The sequence below is a fragment of the Microbacterium sp. As-52 genome (assembly GCF_049949185.1).
GTDB lineage: Bacteria > Actinomycetota > Actinomycetes > Actinomycetales > Microbacteriaceae > Microbacterium > Microbacterium maritypicum_A.
In genome coordinates, this window is record NZ_CP188171.1 from 2944675 (window position 1) to 2967821 (window position 23147).

At 70.3% G+C, this 23147-nt stretch carries 17 protein-coding genes; 14 read left to right on the forward strand and 3 right to left on the reverse strand.

Annotated elements, in window-relative coordinates; all coding sequences use genetic code 11:
* Window positions 1–68 precede the first annotated feature (68 nt).
* Genes ACLFA2_RS14340 through ACLFA2_RS14370 form a run of 7 tightly spaced genes read left to right on the forward strand, consistent with a single transcriptional unit; the run spans window position 69 to window position 7486 of the window.
* On the forward strand, window positions 69–1703 hold the full coding sequence (locus tag ACLFA2_RS14340) for a TIGR04028 family ABC transporter substrate-binding protein (RefSeq protein ID WP_347123126.1): 1635 nt from the start codon (window positions 69–71) through the stop codon (window positions 1701–1703).
* Between the two features lie 16 nt (window positions 1704–1719).
* On the forward strand, window positions 1720–2709 hold the full coding sequence (locus ACLFA2_RS14345; RefSeq protein ID WP_167256068.1) for an ABC transporter permease: 990 nt from the start codon (window positions 1720–1722) through the stop codon (window positions 2707–2709).
* Entirely contained in the window at window positions 2706–3602 is an 897-nt protein-coding gene (locus ACLFA2_RS14350; protein WP_426621519.1) for an ABC transporter permease, read from the forward strand. The genes ACLFA2_RS14345 and ACLFA2_RS14350 overlap by 4 nt, the downstream gene beginning before the upstream one ends.
* Window positions 3599–5215: a dipeptide ABC transporter ATP-binding protein gene (locus ACLFA2_RS14355; RefSeq protein WP_021199930.1), complete on the forward strand. Its 1617-nt coding sequence runs from the start codon at window positions 3599–3601 to the stop codon at window positions 5213–5215. The genes ACLFA2_RS14350 and ACLFA2_RS14355 overlap by 4 nt, the downstream gene beginning before the upstream one ends.
* Window positions 5212–6252, forward strand: a complete 1041-nt coding sequence (locus ACLFA2_RS14360) for a putative FMN-dependent luciferase-like monooxygenase (RefSeq protein ID WP_426621520.1) — start codon at window positions 5212–5214, stop codon at window positions 6250–6252. The genes ACLFA2_RS14355 and ACLFA2_RS14360 overlap by 4 nt, the downstream gene beginning before the upstream one ends.
* On the forward strand, window positions 6249–6881 hold the full coding sequence (locus tag ACLFA2_RS14365) for a CMD domain protein (protein WP_167256074.1): 633 nt from the start codon (window positions 6249–6251) through the stop codon (window positions 6879–6881). The genes ACLFA2_RS14360 and ACLFA2_RS14365 overlap by 4 nt, the downstream gene beginning before the upstream one ends.
* Entirely contained in the window at window positions 6878–7486 is a 609-nt protein-coding gene (locus tag ACLFA2_RS14370) for an alkylhydroperoxidase domain protein (RefSeq protein WP_426621521.1), read from the forward strand. Before ACLFA2_RS14365 ends, ACLFA2_RS14370 begins: the two co-directional genes overlap by 4 nt.
* Before the next feature lie 14 nt (window positions 7487–7500).
* On the opposite strand, the gene ACLFA2_RS14375 is transcribed toward ACLFA2_RS14370, so the two are convergent.
* Together ACLFA2_RS14375 and hrpA are read right to left on the reverse strand one after the other, a co-directional pair.
* Window positions 7501–8445: a quinone oxidoreductase family protein gene (locus tag ACLFA2_RS14375; protein WP_426621522.1), complete on the reverse strand. Its 945-nt coding sequence runs from the start codon at window positions 8443–8445 to the stop codon at window positions 7501–7503.
* A 38-nt stretch (window positions 8446–8483) separates the two neighbouring features.
* Complete coding sequence (gene hrpA / locus ACLFA2_RS14380) at window positions 8484–12434, reverse strand: ATP-dependent RNA helicase HrpA (RefSeq protein ID WP_426621523.1); 3951 nt, start codon at window positions 12432–12434, stop codon at window positions 8484–8486.
* Between the two features lie 63 nt (window positions 12435–12497).
* On the opposite strand from hrpA, the gene ACLFA2_RS14385 reads away from it, so the two are divergent.
* Both ACLFA2_RS14385 and ACLFA2_RS14390 read left to right on the forward strand, forming a co-directional pair.
* Window positions 12498–13700 carry a heparan-alpha-glucosaminide N-acetyltransferase domain-containing protein gene (locus ACLFA2_RS14385; protein WP_426621524.1) on the forward strand — a complete coding sequence of 401 codons (1203 nt, stop codon included), beginning with the start codon at window positions 12498–12500 and terminating at the stop codon, window positions 13698–13700.
* Window positions 13701–14011: 311 nt separating this feature from the next.
* The gene (locus ACLFA2_RS14390) at window positions 14012–17221 is read left to right on the forward strand and encodes a LamG-like jellyroll fold domain-containing protein (RefSeq protein WP_426621525.1); all 3210 of its coding nucleotides are present in this window, start codon (window positions 14012–14014) and stop codon (window positions 17219–17221) included.
* A gap of 57 nt (window positions 17222–17278) precedes the next feature.
* Here ACLFA2_RS14390 and ACLFA2_RS14395 read toward each other — a convergent pair whose 3' ends face one another.
* On the reverse strand, window positions 17279–18064 hold the full coding sequence (locus ACLFA2_RS14395; RefSeq protein WP_315071255.1) for an SDR family oxidoreductase: 786 nt from the start codon (window positions 18062–18064) through the stop codon (window positions 17279–17281).
* Between the two features lie 150 nt (window positions 18065–18214).
* Between ACLFA2_RS14395 and ACLFA2_RS14400 the strand changes: the two genes are divergently transcribed.
* From ACLFA2_RS14400 to ACLFA2_RS14420, 5 genes are all read left to right on the forward strand, one after another.
* On the forward strand, window positions 18215–18823 hold the full coding sequence (locus tag ACLFA2_RS14400; RefSeq protein ID WP_426621526.1) for a TetR/AcrR family transcriptional regulator: 609 nt from the start codon (window positions 18215–18217) through the stop codon (window positions 18821–18823).
* Between the two features lie 54 nt (window positions 18824–18877).
* The gene (locus ACLFA2_RS14405; RefSeq protein WP_029267081.1) at window positions 18878–19714 is read left to right on the forward strand and encodes an aldo/keto reductase; all 837 of its coding nucleotides are present in this window, start codon (window positions 18878–18880) and stop codon (window positions 19712–19714) included.
* A 90-nt stretch (window positions 19715–19804) separates the two neighbouring features.
* Window positions 19805–20374: an FMN reductase gene (gene msuE, locus ACLFA2_RS14410; protein ID WP_029259601.1), complete on the forward strand. Its 570-nt coding sequence runs from the start codon at window positions 19805–19807 to the stop codon at window positions 20372–20374.
* A 33-nt stretch (window positions 20375–20407) separates the two neighbouring features.
* Window positions 20408–22210 (forward strand): thioredoxin domain-containing protein, encoded by a 1803-nt coding sequence (locus tag ACLFA2_RS14415; RefSeq protein ID WP_426621527.1) that lies wholly within the window; start codon window positions 20408–20410, stop codon window positions 22208–22210.
* 68 nt (window positions 22211–22278) lie between these two features.
* Window positions 22279–23022, forward strand: a complete 744-nt coding sequence (locus ACLFA2_RS14420) for a formylglycine-generating enzyme family protein (protein WP_426621528.1) — start codon at window positions 22279–22281, stop codon at window positions 23020–23022.
* The last annotated feature ends 125 nt before the right edge of the window (window positions 23023–23147 follow it).

A 23147-nucleotide genomic window follows, 5' to 3' on the forward strand; every position in this document is an offset into this window, starting at 1 on the left:
CCTCACCACAGCACCAGAAGCACACCACAGCACCCGAAGCACCGCACCCGAATCCTGGAGGCCCACCCATGAACCGTCGTCTCATCCGCGCCGCTGCCATCGCGCTGCCGCTCGTCCTCGCGGGCAGCCTCGCCGCCTGCGCGTCGACGCCCGCACCGGCGAACTCGCCTGCCGAAGGCGGCGACCCCGTCACGGGAGGAACGCTCACCTACCTCGAGCACCAGGCGTACACGAACCTCTACCCGCCGCAGGCCGGCTTCTACCCGAACGGCGGCATCGTGAACAACATCGCGGCCCGTCTCACCTGGCAGAATCCGGAAACGCTCGAGATCGAGCCCTGGATCGCCTCCGACTGGACCGTGAACGACGACGCCACCGAGTACACGTTCAACCTGAACCCCGACGTCACGTTCTCGGACGGCACGGTGCTCGACGCCGCGGCCGTGAAGAAGAACTTCGATACCTACGGGCTGGGCGATGCCGAGCGGGGACTCACTGTCTCCGAGGCGATCAACAACTACGCCAGCAGTGAGGTGGTCGACGAGGACACCGTCACATTCCATTTCTCGGCGCCGTCGCCCGGGTTCCTGCAGGCGACCTCGACGATCAACTCGGGCCTCCTGTCGCCTGCGACCCTCGACGGCACGATCGAGGACTTCGGTGCGGGCAACGCGGCCGAGATCATCGGCTCGGGGCCGTTCACCGTCACGGGAGAGAAGCTCGGCACCGAGTACACGCTCACCGCCCGCGACGACTACGACTGGGGCCCCGACAGCGTCGACAACGACGGCCGCCCCTACCTGGATGCCGTGCACGTGCTGATCACGCCGGAGGACTCGGTGCGCATCGGCTCGCTGCTCGCCGGCCAGGCCGACTACGTCCGCTACGTGCAGGCGTTCGACGAGGACCGCGTCGAGGCGGCCGGCTTCACGCTCTACGCCCCGCAGACCCGCGGGGTGAACAACTCGATCGCCCTCCGCCCCGAGAACCCGCTGCTCTCCGACATCCGCGTCCGGCAGGCGATCATCTCCGCCGTGGATGCGCAGGAGGTCGTGGACACGCTCTTCACCGAGAACTACCCGGTGGCGACCTCGGTGCTGTCCTCTCAGGCCCTCGGCTACAAGGACGAATCAGAGCACTACGAGTACGACCCGAAGAAGGCCGAGAAGCTGCTCGACGAGGCCGGATGGAAGCCCGGTGCCGACGGCATCCGCGAGAAGGACGGAGAGCGTCTCGCGATCACGGTCTACGAGGCCAAGCCGCAGCCCCTGTCGAAGCAGACCCTCGAACTCGTCGCGCAGCAGCTGGCGAAGGTGGGTGTCGAGCTCTCGGTCAAGCCCGGCGACGCCGGCAGCTACGCCGAAGACACCCGTGACCCGCTGAAGACCGGCTTCTACCACTCGATGGTCGGCCGGGCGGATCTCGACGTGATCAAGAGCCAGTACTTCACGAAGAACCGCGACGTGCTCATCTCGAAGGATGCGAAGCTCGACGAGCTGCTCCTCGCGGTGGCCTCCGAGCCCGACGCCGACAAGCGCGTCGCTGCGTCGCAGGCCGTGCAGGACTACATCGCCGAGCAGGCCTACGTCATCCCGCTGTTCGAGGAGCCGCAGGTGTACGGCACGGCGACATATGTGCACGGCGTCGCGTTCGAGTCGGTGGGGCGCCCGACGTTCTCCGGCGTCTGGCTCTCCGAGCACTGATCGGCATGGTGCGTCGATGAATTTCGTCCTCCGACGAGCCGGGCAGGCCGCGATCGTTCTGATCGCGGCCTTCACGGCCACCTTCTTCCTGCTGCAGCTGTTGCCGGGCGATGCGATCCTGATCAAGTTCTCCGACCCCAGCCTCGGGCTGTCGCCGGATCAGCTCGACAGCATCCGCGCCACGTACGGTGCCGACCTGCCCTGGTGGCAGCAGTACGTGCACGCAGGGCTCGGCTTCCTCGCCGGGGACTTCGGATTCTCGACGCAGTTCGGCACGCCGGTGCTGGCGATGCTCGCCGAGGCGCTGCCGGCGACACTGCTGCTCGCGTCGCTCGGACTCCTCGTCGCGCTGCTGCTGGCGGTCCTGATCGCGGGGCTCTCGTCCCTCGCGCCGTTCGCCTGGCTGCGTGATGGTCTGCGCCAGATCCCCGGCCTCTTCGTCGCCGTGCCGGTGTTCTGGCTGGGCATCCTGCTCATCCAGGTGTTCTCTTTCGGACTCGGCTGGGTGCCGATCGTCGGGGCCGACCCGGCGAGCGGCCTCATCCTCCCCGTGCTGACCCTCGCGGTGCCGATCTCGGCGCCCTTGGCGCAGGTGCTGGTCAGGGCGATCGATCAGGTGCAGGCGCAGCCGTTCGTCACGGTGGTGCGCGCGAAGGGCGCGCCGCCGCTCTGGGTGCTCACGCGCTCGGTCGCCCGCAACGCCGCGGTGCCGACGTTGACCATCGCCGGCGTGCTGTTCGGAGAGCTCGTCGGGGGAGCGGTCGTGACCGAGACCGTGTTCGGTCGCACGGGCGTGGGCAGGCTCACGGAGCAAGCCGTCACGAACCAGGACATCCCGGTGCTGCAGGGCGTCGTGCTGCTCTCCGCTCTCGGTTTCGTGGTCATCAGCTTCGCGGTCGACCTCGTCACCCCGCTCATCGACCCGCGCCAGCGGACGCTCACGCGCTCCCGCCCATCCGCCGCGTTCGCCGCCTCGAAGCCCGCACCTCAGGAGGTGTCTGCATGACCGCTCCCGTGATCGCCGAGACGAGCGTCGAGCCCGGAGCCGTGCCGGCACCGATCCCGCAGGAGCAAGCGCCGGCACCTCGGCGGCGTGGTCGTCTGCGCGGCCGCGCCTGGGGCCTGTATCTGGCGCTCGCCGTCGTGGCGCTCGCCGTGCTCTGGGCAGTCATCCCCGGGGTGTTCGCCCCCGGCGACCCGCTCACCGGGGTACCGGCCGACAAGCTGCTGCCGCCGAGCGCCGCCCACTGGTTCGGAACCGACACCCTCGGACGCGACCTGTTCGGACGCGTCGTCCATGGCGCGGTGCATTCGCTCTCCGGCGCGCTGATCGCGGTCACGGTCGGCCTCGCGCTCGGCACGGTGCTGGGCGCGATCGCCGGGGCCGTGGTCGGTGTGGTCGATGACGTGCTCATGCGCGTCGTCGACGTGCTCCTCGCGATCCCCGGCCTCCTGCTGTCGCTGTCGGTCATCATCCTGCTCGGATTCGGCACCGTCAATGCCGCCATCGCGGTCGGTCTCGGCAGCGTCGCCGCCTTCGCCCGGCTGATGCGCGCCGAGGTCGCCCGCGTGCGGCGCACCGAGTACGTCGAGGCGGCCTTCGGCAGCGGCGCCACCTTCTTCGCGGTGCTGCGTCGGCATGTGCTGCCCAATTCGCTCACACCCATCGTGGCGCTCGCTGCGCTGCAGTTCGGCACCGCGATCCTGGCGATCTCGACTCTCGGCTTCCTCGGCTACGGCGCCCCGCCGCCCACCCCGGAATGGGGGCTGCTGATCGCCGAAGGACGCAACTACGTGGGGACCGCCTGGTGGCTCACGGCACTTCCCGGTCTCGTCGTCGTCGCGGTCGTGCTCAGCGCCAACCGCATCAGCCACCGCATCGGAAGGGGGACGCGATGAGCGTTCTGGCTGCGACGGATCTGCGGATCTCCTACGGGGGTCGCGAAGTCGTGCACGGCATCTCGTTCGAGATCGAGGAGGGCGAGACCCTCGCGCTCGTCGGCGAGTCGGGATCGGGCAAGTCCACGACCGCTCATGCGCTCCTCGGTCTGCTTCCGGCCGGCGGGAAGGTCGATGGCGGGACCGTGGCACTCGGAGACCTCGACATCTCCGGATGGACCGATCGCGCGCTGCGGGGCATCCGCGGCGCGGAGATCGGCCTCGTGCCGCAGGACCCCACGACCTCGCTCGATCCGGTGCGTCCGATCGGCGCGCAGGTCGAGGAGATCCTGCGCCTGCACGGACACCGGGACAGGCGTTCGCGTCGCGCGCGTGCGATCGAGCTGCTCGACCGCGTCGGCATCGACGATCCGGACCTGCGGGCGCGCCAGTACCCGCACGAGCTCTCCGGCGGTATGCGGCAGCGCGTGCTGATCGCGACCGCGATCGCCCTGCAGCCGCGCCTGCTGATCGCGGACGAACCGACCAGCGCCCTCGATGCCACGGTGCAGCGCAAGGTGCTCGACCTGCTCGACGAGCTGCAACGTGAGGAGGGCACCAGCATCCTGCTCGTGACCCACGACCTCGGTGTGGCCGCCGATCGCGCGGAAAGGCTGGTCGTGCTCAAAGACGGCCGGATCGTGGAGCAGGGCCCGAGCGCAGCGGTGCTCGCTGCGCCGTCCGACCCGTACACGCGGCAGCTGCTCGCCGATGCTCCTGCATTCACGACCGGATTCCGCCGCCCGGAGGCGCCGCCGTTCCTGCGGGACGCGGCGGCCGTCGCCGCGGAGAACCCCTATGCGATCGTGGCCGAGGGGCTCGTGAAGGAGTTCCGCGTCGCGGGGCGCGAGCGCTTCCGCGCGGTCGACGACGTCTCGTTCCGCGTGCGTCGGGGCACCACTCACGCTCTCGTCGGGGAGTCCGGGTCAGGCAAGACGACCACGGCGCGGCTGGTCACGCGCTTCCATCAGCCCGACGCCGGCACGATCGAGGTCGACGGCGAAGACGTGACCCACGCGAAGCGCGAACAGCTGCGCGCGCTGCGCCGACGCGTGCAACTCGTCTACCAGAACCCGTTCGCCTCGTTGGATCCTCGTCAGCACATCATCGACATCGTGGCGGAGCCGCTGCAGAACTTCCGCGTCGGATCGAGCGCCGAGCGCCGAGAACGGGCGCTGGCCCTCCTCGACCGGGTCTCGCTCCCGGCCGACGTCGCGAGGCGCACTCCGCGCGAGCTCTCGGGCGGCCAGCGACAGCGCGTCGCGATCGCCAGGGCGCTCGCGATCGATCCGGAGGTCGTGGTGCTCGACGAGGCGGTGTCAGCGCTGGACGTGACCGTGCAGGCGCGCATCCTCGAGCTGCTCACCTCGCTGCAGTCCGAGCTCGGACTCACGTACCTGTTCATCTCGCACGACCTCGCGGTGGTGCGCAGGATCAGCCACACGGTCTCGGTGATGCGTCGTGGCCGGATCGTCGAGGAAGGGCAGACGGAGGAACTCTTCCGCGACCCGCAGCACGACTACACCCGGGAGCTGCTCGCCGCTGTCCCCGGACGAACGGAGACCGTCGTATGACCACCGCACCCACCGTCGCCTTCTTCACCCGCCTGCTCGACGACGCTGCACCTGTCGAGAGGTATGCGCTCGCGACCGCGCAGATCCAGCAGGCCGAGCGGCACGGGATCGGGCGGGCCTGGGTCGCCCAACACCACTTCCACGCGGCCGAGGGCGGGCTGCCGTCCCCTCTGGTGTTCCTCGCCCACGTGGCCGCCGTGACCCGCGGCATCCGGCTCGGAACCGGGGTCATCACCCTGCCGCTGGAGGATCCGGTGCGGGTGGCCGAAGATGCCGTGGTCGCTGATCTGCTCTCCGGGGGGCGCGTGGATCTGGGACTCGGCAGCGGGGGGACACCGTCGTCGTTCGTGCCCTTCGGGGAGGACGTGCGCGACAAGGCACCGACCTACGACCGCAAGCTGCGCACGCTGCTCGACGGGCTGGCGGGTTGCGACATCGGGGCGGGCAACACGCTCTACCCGGATGCCGGAGATCTCGCCGACCGCATCTGGCAGGCCACCTTCTCGGCGCCCGGTGGGCACCGCGCCGGGGTGCACGGGCACGGACTGCTGCTCTCGCGCACGCAGCCTCGCCGCGCCGACCGACAGCACGCACCGCTCTCCGAACTGCAAGATCCGATCATCGACGCGTACCTCGAGGCGCTTCCGGCCGGGGTGGAGCCGAGGATCACCGCGTCGCGGACCGTGTTCGTCGCGGACGACCGCGCCGAGGCACTGCGGTTCGCCGAGGTCGGGCTGCGCCGGGGGGCGGAGGGCTTCCGCCGACAGGGGCAGACCATCCCCGGAGACAGCATTGACGAGTTGATCGCCGCTCTCGACACGCACCTCGGCACGCCGGAGGAGGTGGCGGAGTCGCTCGCCGCCGACGCCACCCTCGCCCGCGCGACCGAAGTGGCCTTCCAGGTGCACTCGGTCGACGCCCCGCACGAGCACGTGCTGCGATCCATCGCCCTCTTCGCCGATGAGGTCGCGCCGGCCCTCGGCTACGCACTCAGCCCTTCCGCCCCAGACACCCTCACCCTCAAGGAGAACGCATGACCGACGACATCGTGGACCGCATCGTGGAGGTGACGCCGGAGCTGGATGCGCTGCGCCGTCGCCGGCCGGTCACCCGAGAGCAGTTGCAGGCGAGCTTCGACGCACTCTTCCGACCGGTCACGGTCGAACACGTCTCGCAGGCGGAGCGCGAGCTCGTCGCCGCCTTCGCGACGGGGCTCGCCGGAGCGGATGACGCGACCGCGGTGTTCTATGCCGACCGCGCACAGGACGCGGATCCGGAGACCGCGAGCGTCGTGCTCACCGAGGCCGCCGGCGCGGCCGTCAGCGGACCCTTCGGCGCGTACACCGAGCTGGGGCTGCAGGAGGAGAACACGGAGGGGGAGCGGTACGTCCCCTCCGACGCGGTCACCGCGGTCATCGGTGAGCGCCTCGCCGCCGCCCTCGCACACACGCACCTGCTCGTGTTCCGGCCCCGCGAGGCCTCGGGAGCCGACCTCGGGCGGCTGCTCGACGCCGGGTGGTCGACCGACGGGATCGTGACGCTGTCGCAGCTGGTGTCGTTCCTCGCCTTCCAGCAGCGCGTCGTCACCGGACTCCGCGTGCTCGGGGCCGCGGGGCTGGCGACCGCTCCCGCTACCGCCGTCTCCGAGGAAGAGGAAGCCGCATGACCATCGAACAGACCGTGCTCCGTCACGACGACGCTCCGCACCCGCACGCCTTCACCCGCGGGGAGGTCGGCTGGGTCCCGCACCTGGACCCCCTCGCGGAAGACGAGCTGACCGCGCGGCACTACGATGGTCTCGTCGACGCCGCACGGGCGAAGAACGACTACTTCCGACTGCTCGCCCGCGACCCCGAGGTGCTCAGGGCGCGGACCCTCGTCGACAAGGACATCTTCTACAACGCGGGCGAAGGGCTCCCGCGTGCCGACCGCGAGCTGGCGGCCACGGCGGCATCCCGCCGCAACGGCTGCGTGTTCTGCGCGTCGGTGCACTCGCGGTTCGCCGCACACCACAGCAAGCGCGTCGACGATGTCGACCTGCTGCTCGACGAGGGCGTCGATGCGGACCTGGGCGAGCGGTGGAACGCGATCGTCGCGGCATCCGTCGCGCTCACCGATACCCCCAGCGCATTCGGCGAGGAGGAGATCGGGCGGCTGCGCGCGGCAGGGCTCGACGATCTGGAGGTCGCCGACGTGATCCACGGTGCCGCGTTCTTCAACTGGGCGAACCGGCTGATGCTGTCGATCGGACGGCCGGTGGCGCCGGCCTGACCCGGAGCCCTGCGCTATGGCAGCAGGATGATCTTGCCCGAGGCGGCGCCGGATTCCATGAGCTCATGGGCCTGCGCCGCTTCGGCGAGCGGCAGCTGCGGTCCGAGCTCGATCGTGAAGTCGCCGGTGTCCAGGAGGGCGATCGTCTCGGCGAGGGCCTCGGCACGCCAGGCGAGTTCCTGGTCGGTCAGCGGCACCGGCGATCCACCGGAGAAGGCACGGATGCCGAAGGATGCGGCATCCGGCCCCCGCACGATCGTCGCGATGCGGTCGCGGTCGGACACCAGGGCGAGCGAGGTCTCGATCGCCTCGTCGGTTCCCGCGCAGTCGAGTACCACTGTGACGGCGGAGGGAGCCGCCTCGCGGACCCGCTCGAGCAGGCCGTCGCCGTACGCCACCGGGATCGCGCCCAGCTCGCGCAGCTGATCGTGGCGGGCGGGGCTCCCGGTCGCGATCACGGCCGCACCCCAGGCGACGGCGAACTGCACGGCTGCCTGCCCGACGGCTCCGGAGCCGCCGTGCACGAGCAGCACGTCGCCCTCAGCCACCCCGAGCGAGCGCAGCGCCTGGTAGGCGGTTCCGGCGGGGATGCCGATGCCGGCGCCCTCTGCGGTGGTGACCGAGTCGGGGAGCTTCGCGAGGTTCTCGGCCGGGACGGCGAGCGCCGAAGCGTAGGTGCCGTGCCCATCGCGGATCGCCACCCGGTCGCCGACCGCGAAGTCGTCGACGCCTTCGCCGAGCGCTTCGACGACACCGGCACCGTCGAAGCCGACCGGACGCGGTTCGGTGATCGGCGGCGACGGGCGCTTGCCGCCGCGCAGCTTCGCATCGATCGGGTTCGCCCCCGCCGCCTCGATGCGGACGACGACCTCGCCGCGGCCCGCCACGGGGTCGGGGATCTCGATCAGATGCAGGACAGCGGGGGAGCCGATTTCGGTGTACACGATCGCGCGAGCCATGCATTCAGGCTACCTGCGCCGACAGTGGCGGTCACGGATCAGCGCCCGGACAGCACCTTCATGATGCGCTGCGGCGACACCGGCTGCGCGGTGCCCAGACGCTGCGCGAACACGCTCACGCGGTACTCCTCGAGCAGCCAGCGCGCCTCGACGAGCGCCGGCGAGGCGTCGGCCGCGAGCGGGATCGTGCCACCGGCGTCTTCGAAGGCCTTCGCCATCCGCTCGTACTCGGTCATGCGTGCACGGTCCTTGCCGGGCTCGCTGGACAGGGTCTTCAACCGGTCGAGCATCCCCTCCAGGTACCGGGGGAAGTGCGCGAGGCGGTCGACACCGGCGGTGGAGACGAACCCGGGGTGCAGCAGTCCGCTCAACTGGGTGCGGATGTCGTTCAGCGGGCCGAGCAGGGCGAGCGAGTTCTGCGACTTGATGCCGCGCTCCACGTCGCGTGACTTCGTGAGGATGCGTGCGACCAGGGAGACGCAGGCGAACAGTTCGTCGACGAGGACGGCGGAGACCGCGTCGCGCACGCGGGCGAAACCCGCCTCGTCGCGCACGATGCCATCCGGCACGATGCCTTCGATGACTGTGCGGGCGACCGCCGCACGCGAGTCCTCGATGAGGGCGGCGGCCGACGGATAGGGCGAGGCGGCGAGAGCGAGCTTCTCCTGGCTCGTCAGGTGCTCCTGCACGTACGAGGAGGGCGAGGGCACACCCAGAAGAACGAGGCGCAGCACGCCCTCGCGGGTGGCGGCCGCCGCGGCATCCGGGGTCGATTCGACGCGCACCGACACGCTCTTGCCCTGGTCGACGATGGCCGGGTACCCCCGCACGACGCCGCCGGCGACGCGGGTGTCGAGCACCTCGGGCAGTTCTCCGAACGTCCACGCCGTGAGGCCGGTCTGCTCGAGGGGCGCGGACGCGATGCGTTCGATCCCCCCGCGTTCGGTGCCGCGTCTCGCTCCCGTCCCCCCGGAGCGGGGAGGAGCTGCGATCGAGCGGGCGACGCTGCTGCGGGCGCGGTCCGAGAGCTGGGTCTGCAGCGCCCGCAGGTCGCGTCCGGAGCCGACGATCCTGCCGCGTTCGTCGACGGCGCGGAAGTTCATGCGCAGGTGCGGGGGCACGCGCTCGTCGTCGAAGTCGGCGGCGGAGACCAGCTGGTTCGCGAGGGGCTGGATGCGGCGGGCGAGCGCCTCCTTGAGCGTGCGCGGAGGCAGGCCGCCGTGCGACTCCGGCCCCTCCTCGACGAGCTCGGCACCGAACTTCTCGGCCCAGTCGGCGGCGGGAACCACGTGGCGACGGATCGCCTTGGGGAGGGCGCGCAGCAGGCCCGTCACCAGCTCGGCACGCAGGCCGGGAACCTGCCAGTCGAAGCCGCGGTCCTCGATCTGCGCGAGGAGCGGCAGCGGCACGACCACGCTCACGCCGTCGTCGTCGGCGCCCGGCTCGAACCGATACGCGAGGCCGAGCACCTGGTCGCCCTGGGCCCACCGGGTCGGGAACTCGCGCTGATCCGCACGCTCCTCGTCGTCGATCAGGTCGCTCTCGCGCATCACGAGCAGCTTCGGTGTCGTCGCCATGGCCTCTCGCCACCAGCTCTCGAACGACCGCACGTCGAACACCTCGGCGGGGATGCGCTCGTCGTAGAAGCGGAACACGGCTTCGTCGCCGGCGAGGATGTCGCGGCGACGCTCGCGCTCCTCGAGCTTCTCGAGGCGCTTGCGCAGTTCGGCGTTGCTGCGCCAGAACGCGCTCACCCGCTTGTCGATCCGTGTCGGATCCCACTCGCCCTCGACGAGAGCGTGCCGCACGAACAGCTCGCGTGAAGCGGCGCGGTCGATGCGGGCGAACTGCACGCGCCGACGGGGGATGATCTCGAGGCCGAACAGGGTCACCTTCTCGAAGGCGACCGCCGCACCGGCATCCTTCGACCAGTGCGGCTCGGTGACCTGACGCTTGGCGAGGTCACCGGCGAGGGGCTCGGCCCAGGCGGGGTCGATCGCGGCGACCGTGCGGGCGAACGTGCGGGAGGTCTCGACGATCTCGGCGGCGATCACCGCCCGCGGACTCTTCTTGCGCAGACCGGAGCCGGGGAAGATCGAGAAGCGGATGCCGCGCGCCCCGCGGTACTCGGCGATGCGACGGCCTTTCGGTTCCTTCGCAGGGGAGTGCGCCTTGCCTGCGGGGGCGGTGCGCTCGTCGAGGATGCCGATCTGCGAGAGCAGGCCCGACAGCAGTGCACGGTGGATGGCATCAGGATCGCTGGTGCCGCCGTCGTCGCCCGCTCTCCGGTCGTCGCGGGGGCGGTCGGGCGTCTTCACCAGCGTGCGCAGCTGGCGATGCACGTCGAACCACTCGCGCACCCGCACGTAGTTGAGGTGCTCGGAACGGCACAGGCGGCGGAACGCGCTCGAGCCGAGCTCGCGCTGCTGCTCACGCAGGTGGTTCCAGAGGTTCAGCAGGGTGAGGAAGTCACTGGTCGGGTCGACGAAACGCGCGTGCAGGCGGTCGGCCTCGTCCCGGCGCTCCTCCGGCCGCTCCCGCACGTCCTGGATGGTCATGCCCGAGACGATCGCGAGCACGTCACGCGTCACGGTGCCGCCGGAGTCCGCCTTCCCGGCCTCGATCAACATGCGTGCGAACCGGGGATCGATCGGCATGCGCGAGATGTCGCGACCCGTGCGGGTGAGGTGCGGAGCGCCGTCGCGGCGGGACGGCTCGACCGCGCCGAGCTCGGTGAGCAGGTCGAACGCGGCCTTCACACCCCGGGAGTCGGGCGGGGTGAGGAAGGGGAACGCCGTGATGTCGCCGAATCCGAGCGACAGCATCTGCAGGATGACCGAGGCCAGCGAGGTGCGCAGGATCTCGGGCTCGGTGTACTCCGGGCGCTTGTCGTAGTCCTCCTCCGAGTAGAGGCGGATCGCGATGCCGTCGCTGGTGCGGCCCGCACGGCCGGAACGCTGATTCGCCGACGCCTGGGAGACGGCCTCGATGGGCAGGCGCTGCACCTTGGAGCGGTTGCTGTACCGGGAGATGCGGGCGGTGCCGGTGTCGATGACGTACTTGATGCCGGGAACCGTGAGGCTGGTCTCGGCGACGTTCGTGGCGAGGATCACCCGGCGGCGCACACCGGCCACCCGGCTGCGCTCGAACACCCGATGCTGGTCGGCGGCGGAGAGGCGTCCGAACAGGGGCAGCACCTCGGTGGGGGCGCGGTCGTTCGCGTAGGCGCCGCGCACGGCATCGGCGGCGTCGCGGATCTCGGCCTCGCCGGGGAGGAAGACGAGCACATCGCCCGGTGCTTCGCGGTCGAGCTCGCGCAGGGCCGTGACGATCGCCGAGACCTCGTCCTCCGGCTCGGACGGCGCGTCCTGCTCGTCCGTATCCTCGACCGGCCCGCGGTAGCGGATCTCCACCGGATACGTGCGTCCGGAGACCTCGATGATCGGCGCCGGGGTGCCATCCGGCGCGGCGAAGTGCTTCGCGAAGCTCTCCGGATCGATCGTCGCCGAGGTGATGATCACCTTCAGGTCGGGGCGCTCCGGGAGGATGCGGGCGAGGTAGCCGAGCAGGAAGTCGACGTTGAGGGAGCGCTCGTGCGCCTCGTCGATGATGATCGTGTCGTAGCGCGTGAGCAGCCGGTCGCGGTGGATCTCGTTGAGCAGGATGCCGTCGGTCATCAGGGCGATGCGCGTGACGTCCGACACCTTGTCGGTGAACCGCACCTTGTATCCGACGAGCGTGCCCAGCTCGACGTGGAGCTCTTCGGCGACGCGCTCGGCGATCGTGCGGGCGGCGAGGCGTCGCGGTTGCGTGTGGGCGATGCGCTCCCGACCGAGTTCCAGGGCGATCTTCGGCAGCTGGGTGGTCTTTCCCGATCCGGTCGCACCGGCGACGATCACGACCTGGTGGTCGCGGATGGCGTCGGCGATCTCAGCCCTGGCGGCACTGACCGGCAGCTCCGGGGGAAAGGAGATCACGGGGGAAGACATAGCCCTCCATCGTATGCCGGGATCGGTCCTCCACGCACCGAAGCCGGCCTCTACGATCAGGGGGTGATCACTGCTCTCGCCCCCGTCCGGTGGTTCCACGAGTTCGGACGACCTCCGCGCATCCTCGGGCTCGACGTCGCCCGAGGACTGGCGATCCTCGGCATGGCCGGAGCGCACATCGGCGAGACCGAGCCGTTCGACTGGTTCGACCCGTCGACGTGGACCGACCTGGTGCATGGACGCTCGTCGATCCTGTTCGCGGTGCTCGCGGGCATCTCGATCGCCCTCATGACGGGACGCAGCGCGCTGCCCGAACGTGAGCGCATCCCCGGCATCCGCCTGAACCTCATCGGCCGGGGCGCGGTGATCTTCGTGATCGGGCTGGCCCTCGAGATGTTGAACACCCCGATCGCCGTGATCCTCACGCTCTACGGTCTGCTCTACGTCGCGGTCATCCCGTTCCTGCGCTGGAGGCCCTGGCAGCTGCTGACGGGGGCGGCGGTGCTCGCACTCCTCGGTCCGGCGCTGCTCGCGTTCCTGAACGCGGTGATGCTGAACCCCTACGGTTCCGGCATCGGGTTCGTGCTGTACGGCACGTACCCCATCACGGTCTGGATGTCACTGGTGCTGGCCGGCATGGCCCTCGGACGCCTGCGCGTCGAGCGGATGCGCACCGCGGCGGTCGCGCTCGGCGTCGGATTCGCGCTCGTGGTGGTCGGGTACGGTCTGGGCGGGGTCGGCCACGCCGCCGGTCTCGCCGGCGACGTCGGGAGCGGCTCATCGGGGACGGAGGTCTCGTCGGGCAGCTCGATCGTCGACCCCGGCTTCGTCGACATGGGCACGGCTCCCACCGGGTGGGAGGCCTACCCGCAGGCGTTCGCCGAGACCGACCCGCTCCGTGCCGTGCTCACGGCGGTCTTCGCCGTCGATCCGCACAGTGGAGGTACGGCCGAGATCCTCGGTTCCGGCGGGTTCGCCCTCGTCGTCATCGCCCTGTGCCTGCTGCTGAGCACACCTCTGCGCTGGGCGCTGCTCCCGCTGGGTGCGCTCGGTTCCATGCCGCTCTCGGCATACAGCGCGCATGTGCTCTCGATCATGCTGGTCGGTGGACCGGGGTCGTTCTTCACCAGCAACACGTTCTGGGCCGCGACCGCGATCGGTCTGCTCCTGCTGACCACGCTCTGGTCGATGTTCTTCGGCCGCGGACCGCTCGAACGCCTGGTCGGTCGGGGAGCGACGGCGATGGCGTCGGTGCCCCGGAGCTGACTCCGTCGATGCCGACCACGTCGCCGACCATAGGGCCGACCACGTCGCCGACCACGACGAGGGCCGAGAAGACGATGTGCTAGCGTGGAACGGCGACGCTTTCTGGCGTCCGCGACCGACCCCGATCTCGGGTCGGACTGGGGAGTTTCGAACTGGGGAGTTCACACCACCGCGTTGCGGCGATCCATTCGCCGTCTCGATGTCGTCGAGTGCGCGGGGGATGACGCCTGCGCGTTCGGAACGGCATCGACTGGGGAGTCACGGTGGGGAACACGAGTTTCGGGCGACGGGCACGCGGTGCCGTCGCATCAATGCTGACGGCCGGCCTGCTGATCGCGGGTCTGTCCGGTGTGGGAGCGACGGCGGCCGCTGCAGCCGACGTGCCGCCGACGACGCCGCCGCAGCTGCAGCGCGACGAGAACGTGGTGACGTCGGATCCGATTCCGACCGTCCAGATCGACAACGGATACGTGTGGGCGCAGACCACGATCGGCACCACCGTGTACGCGGTCGGCAAGTTCGACAACGCGCGTGAGCCGAAGGCCGCGCCCGGCACGGCCCTCACCGCACGCTCGAACGTGCTGGCGTACGACATCGTCTCCGGCGCGCTGTCGTCGTTCGCCCCGAAGGTCAACGGCGTGATCAAGGCCGTCGCGGCATCGCCCGACGGCACGCGCATCTACATCGGCGGATCCTTCAACAGTGTGAACGGCAAGGACCGGTGGAACTTCGCGGCGCTCGATGCGAAGACCGGCGAGCTGGTCCCGCAGTTCGCGCCGTCGATCGGCGGCAGTGGCGTGTACGCGATCACCACCGACGGATCGAACATCTACCTCGGGGGTCTGTTCACTCAGGCCAACGGCGTCGCCCGGAAGAACCTCGCCGCCTTCGACCAGAAGAACGGTGCGCTGCTGAGCTGGGCTCCCCAGGCCGACCGCCAGGTCGATGCCCTGGTGATGGATCCGGCCGGCACGAACGTCATCGTCGGAGGGCGCTTCTCGACGGTCAACGGCAGCAGTCTCCGTGGCTCGGCCGCTGTGGACAAATCCACCGGTGCAGCGGACACCTCCTGGGGCATCTCCCAGGTCGTGAAGAACAGCGGGAGCAGCAGCAACTCCGGTATCTTCGCCCTCGCCACCGACGCGAACTCGGTCTACGGCACCGGGTGGAGCTGGGCCGGCGGGGGCAACCTCGAGGGCACGTTCGCCGCAGAGGCGGGAACCGGAGCGGTGCGCTGGATCGCGGATTGCCACGGCGATCACTACGGCGTGTACTCGACCGGCAAAGTTGTCTACACGACGAGCCACATGCACTCCTGCAACACGATGGGCCTGCAGCCGCAGAAGAACCCGGCGGTCTACCAGTACGCCGAGGCGTACACGGCCGATGCGCGCGGCACCCTCTCCGCGAACACCTACTCGGGGTACGCCAACTGGGCGGGAACCCCTGCGCCGTCGCCCTACCAGTGGGCACCGGACTGGTCGGTGGGCACCACCACCGGACTCGGCCAGGCGGGCCTGTCCATCACCGGCGCGGGCGACATGATCTCGATCGGCGGCGAGTTCCGATCCGTCAACGGCGGTCAGTTCGAGGGACTGGTCCGGTTCTCCACCAACCCGCCTGGCGGCGCCAAGGACGGTCCCCGTGTCGCCGCTGCGGACTGGAAGCCCACGGCGGGCACATCGCCCGTCCCCGGGCGCGCTCGCGTGACGATCCAGACGAACTGGGATCGGGATGACCTGACCCTCACCTACGAGCTGTACCGAGCCGGAACCGCTGAACCTGTGGCGAGCACGACTGCGGACGGCACCTGGTGGAAGCGCGCGACGGTCACGCTCGATGACCCGACGGCGACGTCGGGCGCGACGCAGAGCTACACCGTGGTCGCGAAGGACGCCGCCGGGAACACCGCGACCAGTGCGAGCGTGAACGCGAAGGCGAACGCGGGGACCGTCTCGGCATACACGGCCAAGGTCCTCGCGGACGGTCCCTCGCTGTACTACCCGATGGGAAACATCTCGAAGGATTGGGCGGGCGCTAACACCCCGGTGAACGGGTCGGGCGCCACGGTCTCGTCGGCCGGCATCGAGAACAGCGGCACGGGATCGACCGCCTTCAACGGCACCACGACCGGCCGGGTCTCGTCCGACGCCAAGGCGGCGGTGTCGAAGGATTTCTCCTCGGAGATCTGGTTCCAGACGACCACGAAGACCGGCGGCATGCTCATCGGCTCCGGAGCCGCCAAGACGGGAAGCTCCGCGACCGTCGACCGACAGCTCTACATGACGAACAGCGGCACTCTGACCTTCGGCGTCTTCGCCGGTCAGACGCGCGCCACGGTGGCAGGGGACAAGGCGCTGAACGACGGAACGTGGCATCACGCGGTCGTCTCGCAGAACGCGGAGGGGATGAAACTCTACGTCGACGGTGAGCTCGTCGCCTCGGATCCCGCGGTGACGACGTCCAGGACCGACTCCGCCTACCTCCGCATCGGCGGCGATGCCCTCGCGGGCTGGCCGTCGGCTCCCTCGTCGAACTACTTCAAGGGTGCGCTGGACGAGGCCGCGGTGTACCCGTTCGCGTTGAACGCGGATCAGGTGCGGTCGCACTTCCAGCTGGGGAAGGGCATGAAGGCTCCGACGGCGGCATTCACGGCGCAGTCGACCGATCTGAGCGTGGCGGTCGACGCGTCGGGCTCGTCCGCGGACGGCGGAGCATCGATTGGTGCTTACGCCTGGGACTTCGGCGACGGTTCGACGGCCACGGGCGCGACCGCGACGCACGAATACGCTGCAGCGGGAACCTACACGGTGCGCGTGACGGTGACGGACAGTCGTGGACTGTCGGCATCGAGCGAGAAGCAGGTCGTGGTCACGGCCCCCGTCGTCGCCGATGTCGTCGTGGCATCGGACGGGTTCGATCGTGCGGTCGATTCCGGCTGGGGCACCGCTGATGTCGGTGGTCTGTGGACGCCGATGCAGGGCAAGTCGACCGCGCTCTCCGTGGCAGAGGGTGCCGGGGTGATCGACCTCGCCGCAGGGCAGACGCGCGAGATGCTGCTGGACGATGCATCGGTGCGGGATTCCGCCACGACGATGTCCTACACGCTCTCGGCCGGTCCGGAGTCCGGCACGGCGTACGTCGGTGCGGGTTCTCGTCGCGCCGGCGACAGCGGGTTCCGAGCCCTGGCCTGGCATCGCGCCGATGGGGCGGTCTGGGTGGTGATCCAGCGCAACGGGACGGCGATCGCCAGCGCGGCGGTCCCCGGTCTGACCTGGAGTGCCGGGACGATGTTCCACCTGTCGACGGAGACGTCGGGTTCACCGTCGACGACCATCCGCGCCAAGGTGTGGGCCGACGGCCAGCCCGAGCCGGCGGCGTGGCAGGTGTCCGCGACGGATACGACGTCGACGCTCCAGGGCGAGGGATCGCCGTCGGTGTTCTCGTATCGGGCCGGCAGCGCGACCGGCACGAACATCGTGCGGGTGCACGAGGTCAAGGCCATCCGCTCGGGCGAGTGAGCTCAGGAACGAGTGCGCGGGTGGGGGCACCGGATCGGGTGCCCCCACCGGTGTCTCTCAGAAGTGCGTGCCGCCGTCGATGCGCACCTCGGTGCCGGTGATGAAGGCACCGTCCTCGCTCGCGAGCATCGCCACGACGCCGGCGACCGACTCCGGTCCGGCGAAACCCTGACCGATCGCGGGCGCGAGCTTCATGAACAGGCTCATGTCGGCGTCGGCGGGCAGGCCCGGACCGTTGCTCTGGTTGCTCCGGCCGGATCCGTCGGTCATGCCGGACGAGATCGACCCGGGCTGCACCGCGGTGAAGCGGATCCCGCTCTTCGCGTATTCGGCGGCGAGCGCGTGGGTCATCGACTGCACGCCGCCCTTGCTGGCCGCGTAGGCAGCCATGTAGGGGTGCGCGAAGCCGGCTGAGGTCGAGCTGAAGTTCACCACGGCGGACGACGAGCCGTCGAGCAGTGCGGGGATCGCCGCGCGGATCACGAGGAACGTGCCGACCAGGTTGATCCGGATGACCTGCTCGAACTGGTCGAGCGTCGTCTCGTGGGTGTGCGAGGAGCGCAGGATTCCGGCGGCGTTCACGAGCACGTCGAGTCCGCCCAGAGCAGCGACGGCCTCGGCGACGCCGGCAGCCACGGAGGCTTCGTCGGCGATGTTCATCGTGACGGTCGTGAGGCGTTCGGCGAGTGCGCCGGCCTGGGCGACCGTGTCTTCGAGACCCGCGGTGCTGACGTCGGCGGCGACGACGCTGCCGCCTTCGCGGAGCATACGCAGCACGGTGGCCTGACCGATGCCCGACCCTCCGCCGGTGACGAGCGCCCGACGTCCTTCGTAGCGGTTCATGATCTTCCCTTTCGTGGTGAATGTCGTGGTGGATGCGGTGATGGTGTCGCGAGGCGACGTTCCGTTGTAGGCAGACTATGCCTGTATGGCAGAACGTGCCACATAGACCCAACCTGCCGCGGCGTTCGCCTATTCCCGTACGCTGTGACGGTGGAGACCTCGACCCTCACCGAACGCCGCCGGGCCGCGACCGAGCGGGACATCGCGGCCGCCGCCGCCGCGCTGTTCGCCGAGCAGAGCGTGGTGGGGGTCACCGCCGAGCGGATCGCGGCGCGCGCGGGTGTCTCGGTGCGTACGTTCTACCGGTACTTCGCCCGGAAGGAAGACGCGATCACGCCCATCCTCAGCGTCGGCGCCCAGCGCTGGCAGGAGGCATTCGCGCAGGTGGGGGAGCTTTCGCTGCGGGAGCGGATCCCCGCCGTGATCCACGCCCAGCTCGCCGAGGACGGGTCAGGGGAGCGGTCATCCGAGGGGCTCGAACTCGACACGATGCTCGGCGTGCTCCGGGGCCTCGACGACGACACGGCGATGCGCGACGTCTGGCTGCGCGTCAACGACGACTCCGAGCGTCGACTGCGAGCGATCCTCCGGGAGCGGGGGATCGCGGTGTGGGATGCGGCTCTGCTCGCCGCTGTCGCGACGGCCTCCATCCGCGTCGGTCTCGAGCAGTGGGCGGCGGATCCCGACGGTGCTCGTCCCGCGGAGCGCGCTGTCGAGGCCTTCCAGGCCATGTCGCAGGGGCTCGACGGGCTCGACTGACTTCTTTCGTCACCGGCCGGTCCGACCTGTCATCACAGGTCATAGGCTGGAGGCATGACGATTCCTGCACTCGAACTGAACGACGGCAACTCCATCCCACAGCTCGGCTACGGCGTCTTCAAGGTGCCGCCGGCAGAGACCGAGCGGGCGGTGAGCGAGGCGCTCGAGATCGGCTACCGCCACATCGACACCGCCGCCATCTACGGCAACGAAGAGGGCGTCGGCGCCGCCATCGCCGCCTCCGGCATCCCGCGCGACGAGCTGTTCGTCACGACGAAGCTCTGGAACGACCGTCACCACGACGACGAGCCGCGCGCCGCCATCGGCGAGAGCCTCGAGAAGCTCGGACTCGACGAGGTCGACCTCTACCTCGTGCACTGGCCGACCCCGGCCAAGGACGACTATGTGCACGCGTTCGCGAAGCTCATCGAGCTCCGCGAGGCGGGTCTCACCCGCAGCATCGGCGTCTCGAACTTCCTGGTCCCGCACCTGGAGCGCACGGTCAAGGAGACCGGCGTCGTCCCGGCCGTGAACCAGATCGAGCTGCACCCGGCGTACCAGCGCCGCGAAGAGGTCGCCTGGGCCGACGCGAACGGCGTCCGCATCGAGGCGTGGGGTCCTCTCGGCCAGGGCAAGTACGACCTCTTCGGCATCCCGGCGGTGGCAGATGCCGCCGCAGCGCACGGCGTCACCCCGGCACAGGCGGTGCTCCGCTGGCACCTGCAGAAGGGCATCATCGTGTTCCCGAAGTCGGTGCGCGCCGAGCGGCTGCGTGAGAACCTCGACGTGTTCGGCTTCGAACTGACCGACGCCGAGATCGCGGCGATCGACGCCCTCGACCCGCTCGACGGCTCCGGCCGCGTCGGCTCGCACCCGGACGAGGTCAACTGACCCCGCTCCCGTGGGACGGAGCCTCGGGCTCACATGACGCCCCGTGTCGCATCGCGCGACACGGGGCGCCGTCGTGAGTACCGTCGAGGCATGACAGCTCCGTTCCGCGTCGTCGCCGTGTCGGGATCCCTGCACGAGCCCAGCAAGACGACCGCCCTCGTCCGCGCGATCACCGCCGCCATCGCCGAGCGCGCCGAGGTCGAGTCGCAGCTCATCGAACTGACGCAGATCGGTCCGGGACTGGCCGGCGCGCTGCAGCGCGATCAGCTGCCGCCGGAGGTCGAGGCGCAGCTGCAGGCGATCGAATCGGCCGACCTGCTGATCGTGGGCAGCCCCGTCTACCGGGCGTCGTTCACGGGGCTCTTCAAGCACCTGTTCGATTTCGTCGGCCAGTACGACCTGGTGGGCAAGCCGGTGCTGCTCGCCGCGACCGGTGGCGGCGAGAAGCACGCGCTGATCATCGAGCACCAGCTGCGTCCGCTGTTCGCGTTCTTCCAGGCGCTCACCCTTCCGCTCGGCGTCTACGCGAGCAACACCGACTTCGACGGCTACGAGATCGCCTCCGAGGTGCTCGAGGCCCGCATCGCGTTGGCTGCCGAGCGCGCCCTTCCGCTGGTGGGGTATGCGGCATCGCGTCCGATCGAGCTGCTCGTCGGCTGACCGCACCCGCTCCGCGCGGCGTAGCGTGAAGGCATGACCAATCGGCTCGCCGACACTCTCAGCCCGTATCTCCGCGCGCACGCCGACAACCCCGTCGACTGGTACCCGTGGGGCGAGGAGGCATTCGACGAGGCGCGGCGGCGGGATGTGCCGCTCCTGATCTCGATCGGCTACTCGACCTGCCACTGGTGCCATGTGATGGCTCGGGAGTCGTTCGCCGACCCGGCCACCGCCGCGCTCATCAACGACGGGTTCGTGGCCGTCAAAGTCGACCGTGAGGAGCACCCGCAGGTGGACGGCGCCTACATGGCCGCGGCCTCCGCCTTCACGCAGAACCTCGGCTGGCCGCTCACCGTGTTCGCCACACCGCGTGGGCGCACCTTCTATGCCGGCACCTACTGGCCACCGGAAGCCCGGCCGCCGATGCCCGCATTCCGCGACGTGCTCGCGGCGGTGCGGGAGGCGTGGACGCTGCGTCGTGCGCAGGCGGAGGAGTCGGCGGATGCCGTGACCGACGCGCTCGCCCGGGCGGCGGAATCCACACCATCCGACCTGCCGGACATGGTGGCGATCGCCGCGGCGGCCGCGTCCATCGCGCAGCGCGAGGATCGGCAGTTCGGCGGCTTCGGAGGTGCGCCCAAGTTCCCCGTCGCCACGACGCTGCGATTCCTGCAGCATCCGCTCGTGCGAGAAGGCGCGCCCGAGGCGGCGGCCGCGGCGGCACGCGCGCTCGCGGCGATGGCGGGTTCGGACCTGCGCGACGCCGATGGAGGATTCTTCCGTTATGCGACACAGCGTGACTGGACCGTGCCGCACTACGAGCGGATGCTGACCGACAACGCGCAGCTGCTCGAGATCGCGCGCGACGCGGGAGACGAGCAGACCGTGCGGGGCATCGCCTCCTTCCTGATCGACGTGCTCCAGCGCGACGGCGGGGGATTCGGTGCGGCGCAGGACTCGGAGTCGACGATCGACGGCGTGCGCAACGAGGGCGGGTACTACCTTCGCGCCCTCGCCGACCGTACGGGTCTGGAGGTGCCGGCCGTCGACGGGAAGGTGATCACCGGTTGGAACGGACTCGCGATCGCCGCCCTCGCCCGGGCGGGGGCGGCCTTCGGGGAGCAGGGCTGGATCGACGCGGCCGTCTCCGCTGCGGAACAGGTGCTCCGGATCAACCAGGATGCCGACGGTGCCCTGGTACGTGCTTCCCTCGACGGGCGGGCATCCGCCGCGGTCGCGACCGCCGCCGACCTCGGGCTGCTCGCCGACGGTCTGTTCGCGCTCGCCCTGGCGACGGGCGACGCGGGGTGGGCGGTCGAGGCGCGCGTCGTCCTCGACGAGGCTCTCGAGGGGGCGGCCGGTGACGACCCGCTCCTGTCGGCCCAGGGCATCGCGACGTCGCCTGATCAGACCGATGGCGACCTGCCCTCAGACGCGGCGGCCGTCGCCGGTGCCGCCCTGACGGCCTGGTGGCTGGGGGCGGGGGAGCGATATCGCGAAGCGACCGTCTCGACGGTGCGCGCGCTCGCCGAGCGCTCTCGGGAGCAGCCGTTCGCCCACGGCACGCTGCTGCGGGTGGCCGCAGGACTCGCCGTTCCACCTCGCCAGCTCGTCGTGGTCACCGAGGCACGTGGCAGCGCCCTGGCCGTGGCGGGGAGGGGTGCGGACGCCGAGGTGGTCGCCGTGGTCAGCGCCGAGCAGGCGCGATCGTTCGCGGATGCGGGATTCGCCCTGTTCCAGGGCAAGGATGCGACGACGGAACGCGCCTACGACTGCCGGGCGTTCGTGTGCCGACTGCCGGTGAGCGATCCCGCCGAGGTGTCGGTCGGGCGCTGACGGTCGGCCCGCGCTCCCGCCGGGGGCTCCTACGCTGGGAACGAACCGGTTTCGAGGGAGGAACGGGCATGACCGTGCAGCACATCGAGTGGGTCGACATCCCGGCGGGGACACTGCAGCGGGGAACGCCGCTCGATCAGATCGATGCCCTCACCGTCCGGTATGCCGCCACCGGTGTTCCGCCCGCCTGGTATCGGAAGGAGACGCCGCGCACGCCGGTCGCCGTCCCGGCGTTCCGACTCGCCCGCACCCCGGTGACGGTCGCGCAGTGGGCGGCGTACGCGGAGGCGACCGGCGCCCGCGCCACCTCCGGGATCGACGAGCATCCGGTGGTCGGGGTCTCGTGGGACGAGGCCACCGCCTACGCCGCATGGATCGGCTCGCAGCTCGGCGTGGACGCCCGCCTGCCGACCGAAGACGAGTGGGAGCGGGCGGCGCGCGGCGACGACACCCGCGAGTTCCCGTGGGGTGACGAGTACGTCACGGGCCGGGCGAACCTGTTCGATCTGGGACTCGGCACCACCACACCCGTCGGTGCGTTCCCCGAGGGCGCCAGTCCGTTCGGGGTGCTCGACATGGCGGGCAACGTCGACGAGTGGACCTCGACCCTGTACGCGCCGTATCCGGGCGCGCCCGATGACGTCCCTGCCGTCGAGGACTGGGCGGCCGACCCGCACATCACACGCGGCGGAGCGTTCCGCCACGACGTGGATCTGGCCCGCTGCGCCCGCCGACACGGGGCGTACGAGGAGGACCTCGTCGCTGTGGGCATCGGGCTCCGGCTTGCGGCGTCCGCGATCGCGACAGCGTGACTGTGCAATCTGACTAACCGTCGCCCCAGGAGTGGCGGTCGGTTGCGCGAGATGCGCAGCTTCCGGTGCGCCGATTGCCCAGTGGATGCGATCCGTTCTACTGTTGCGCGACAGCAGGCGGTGCC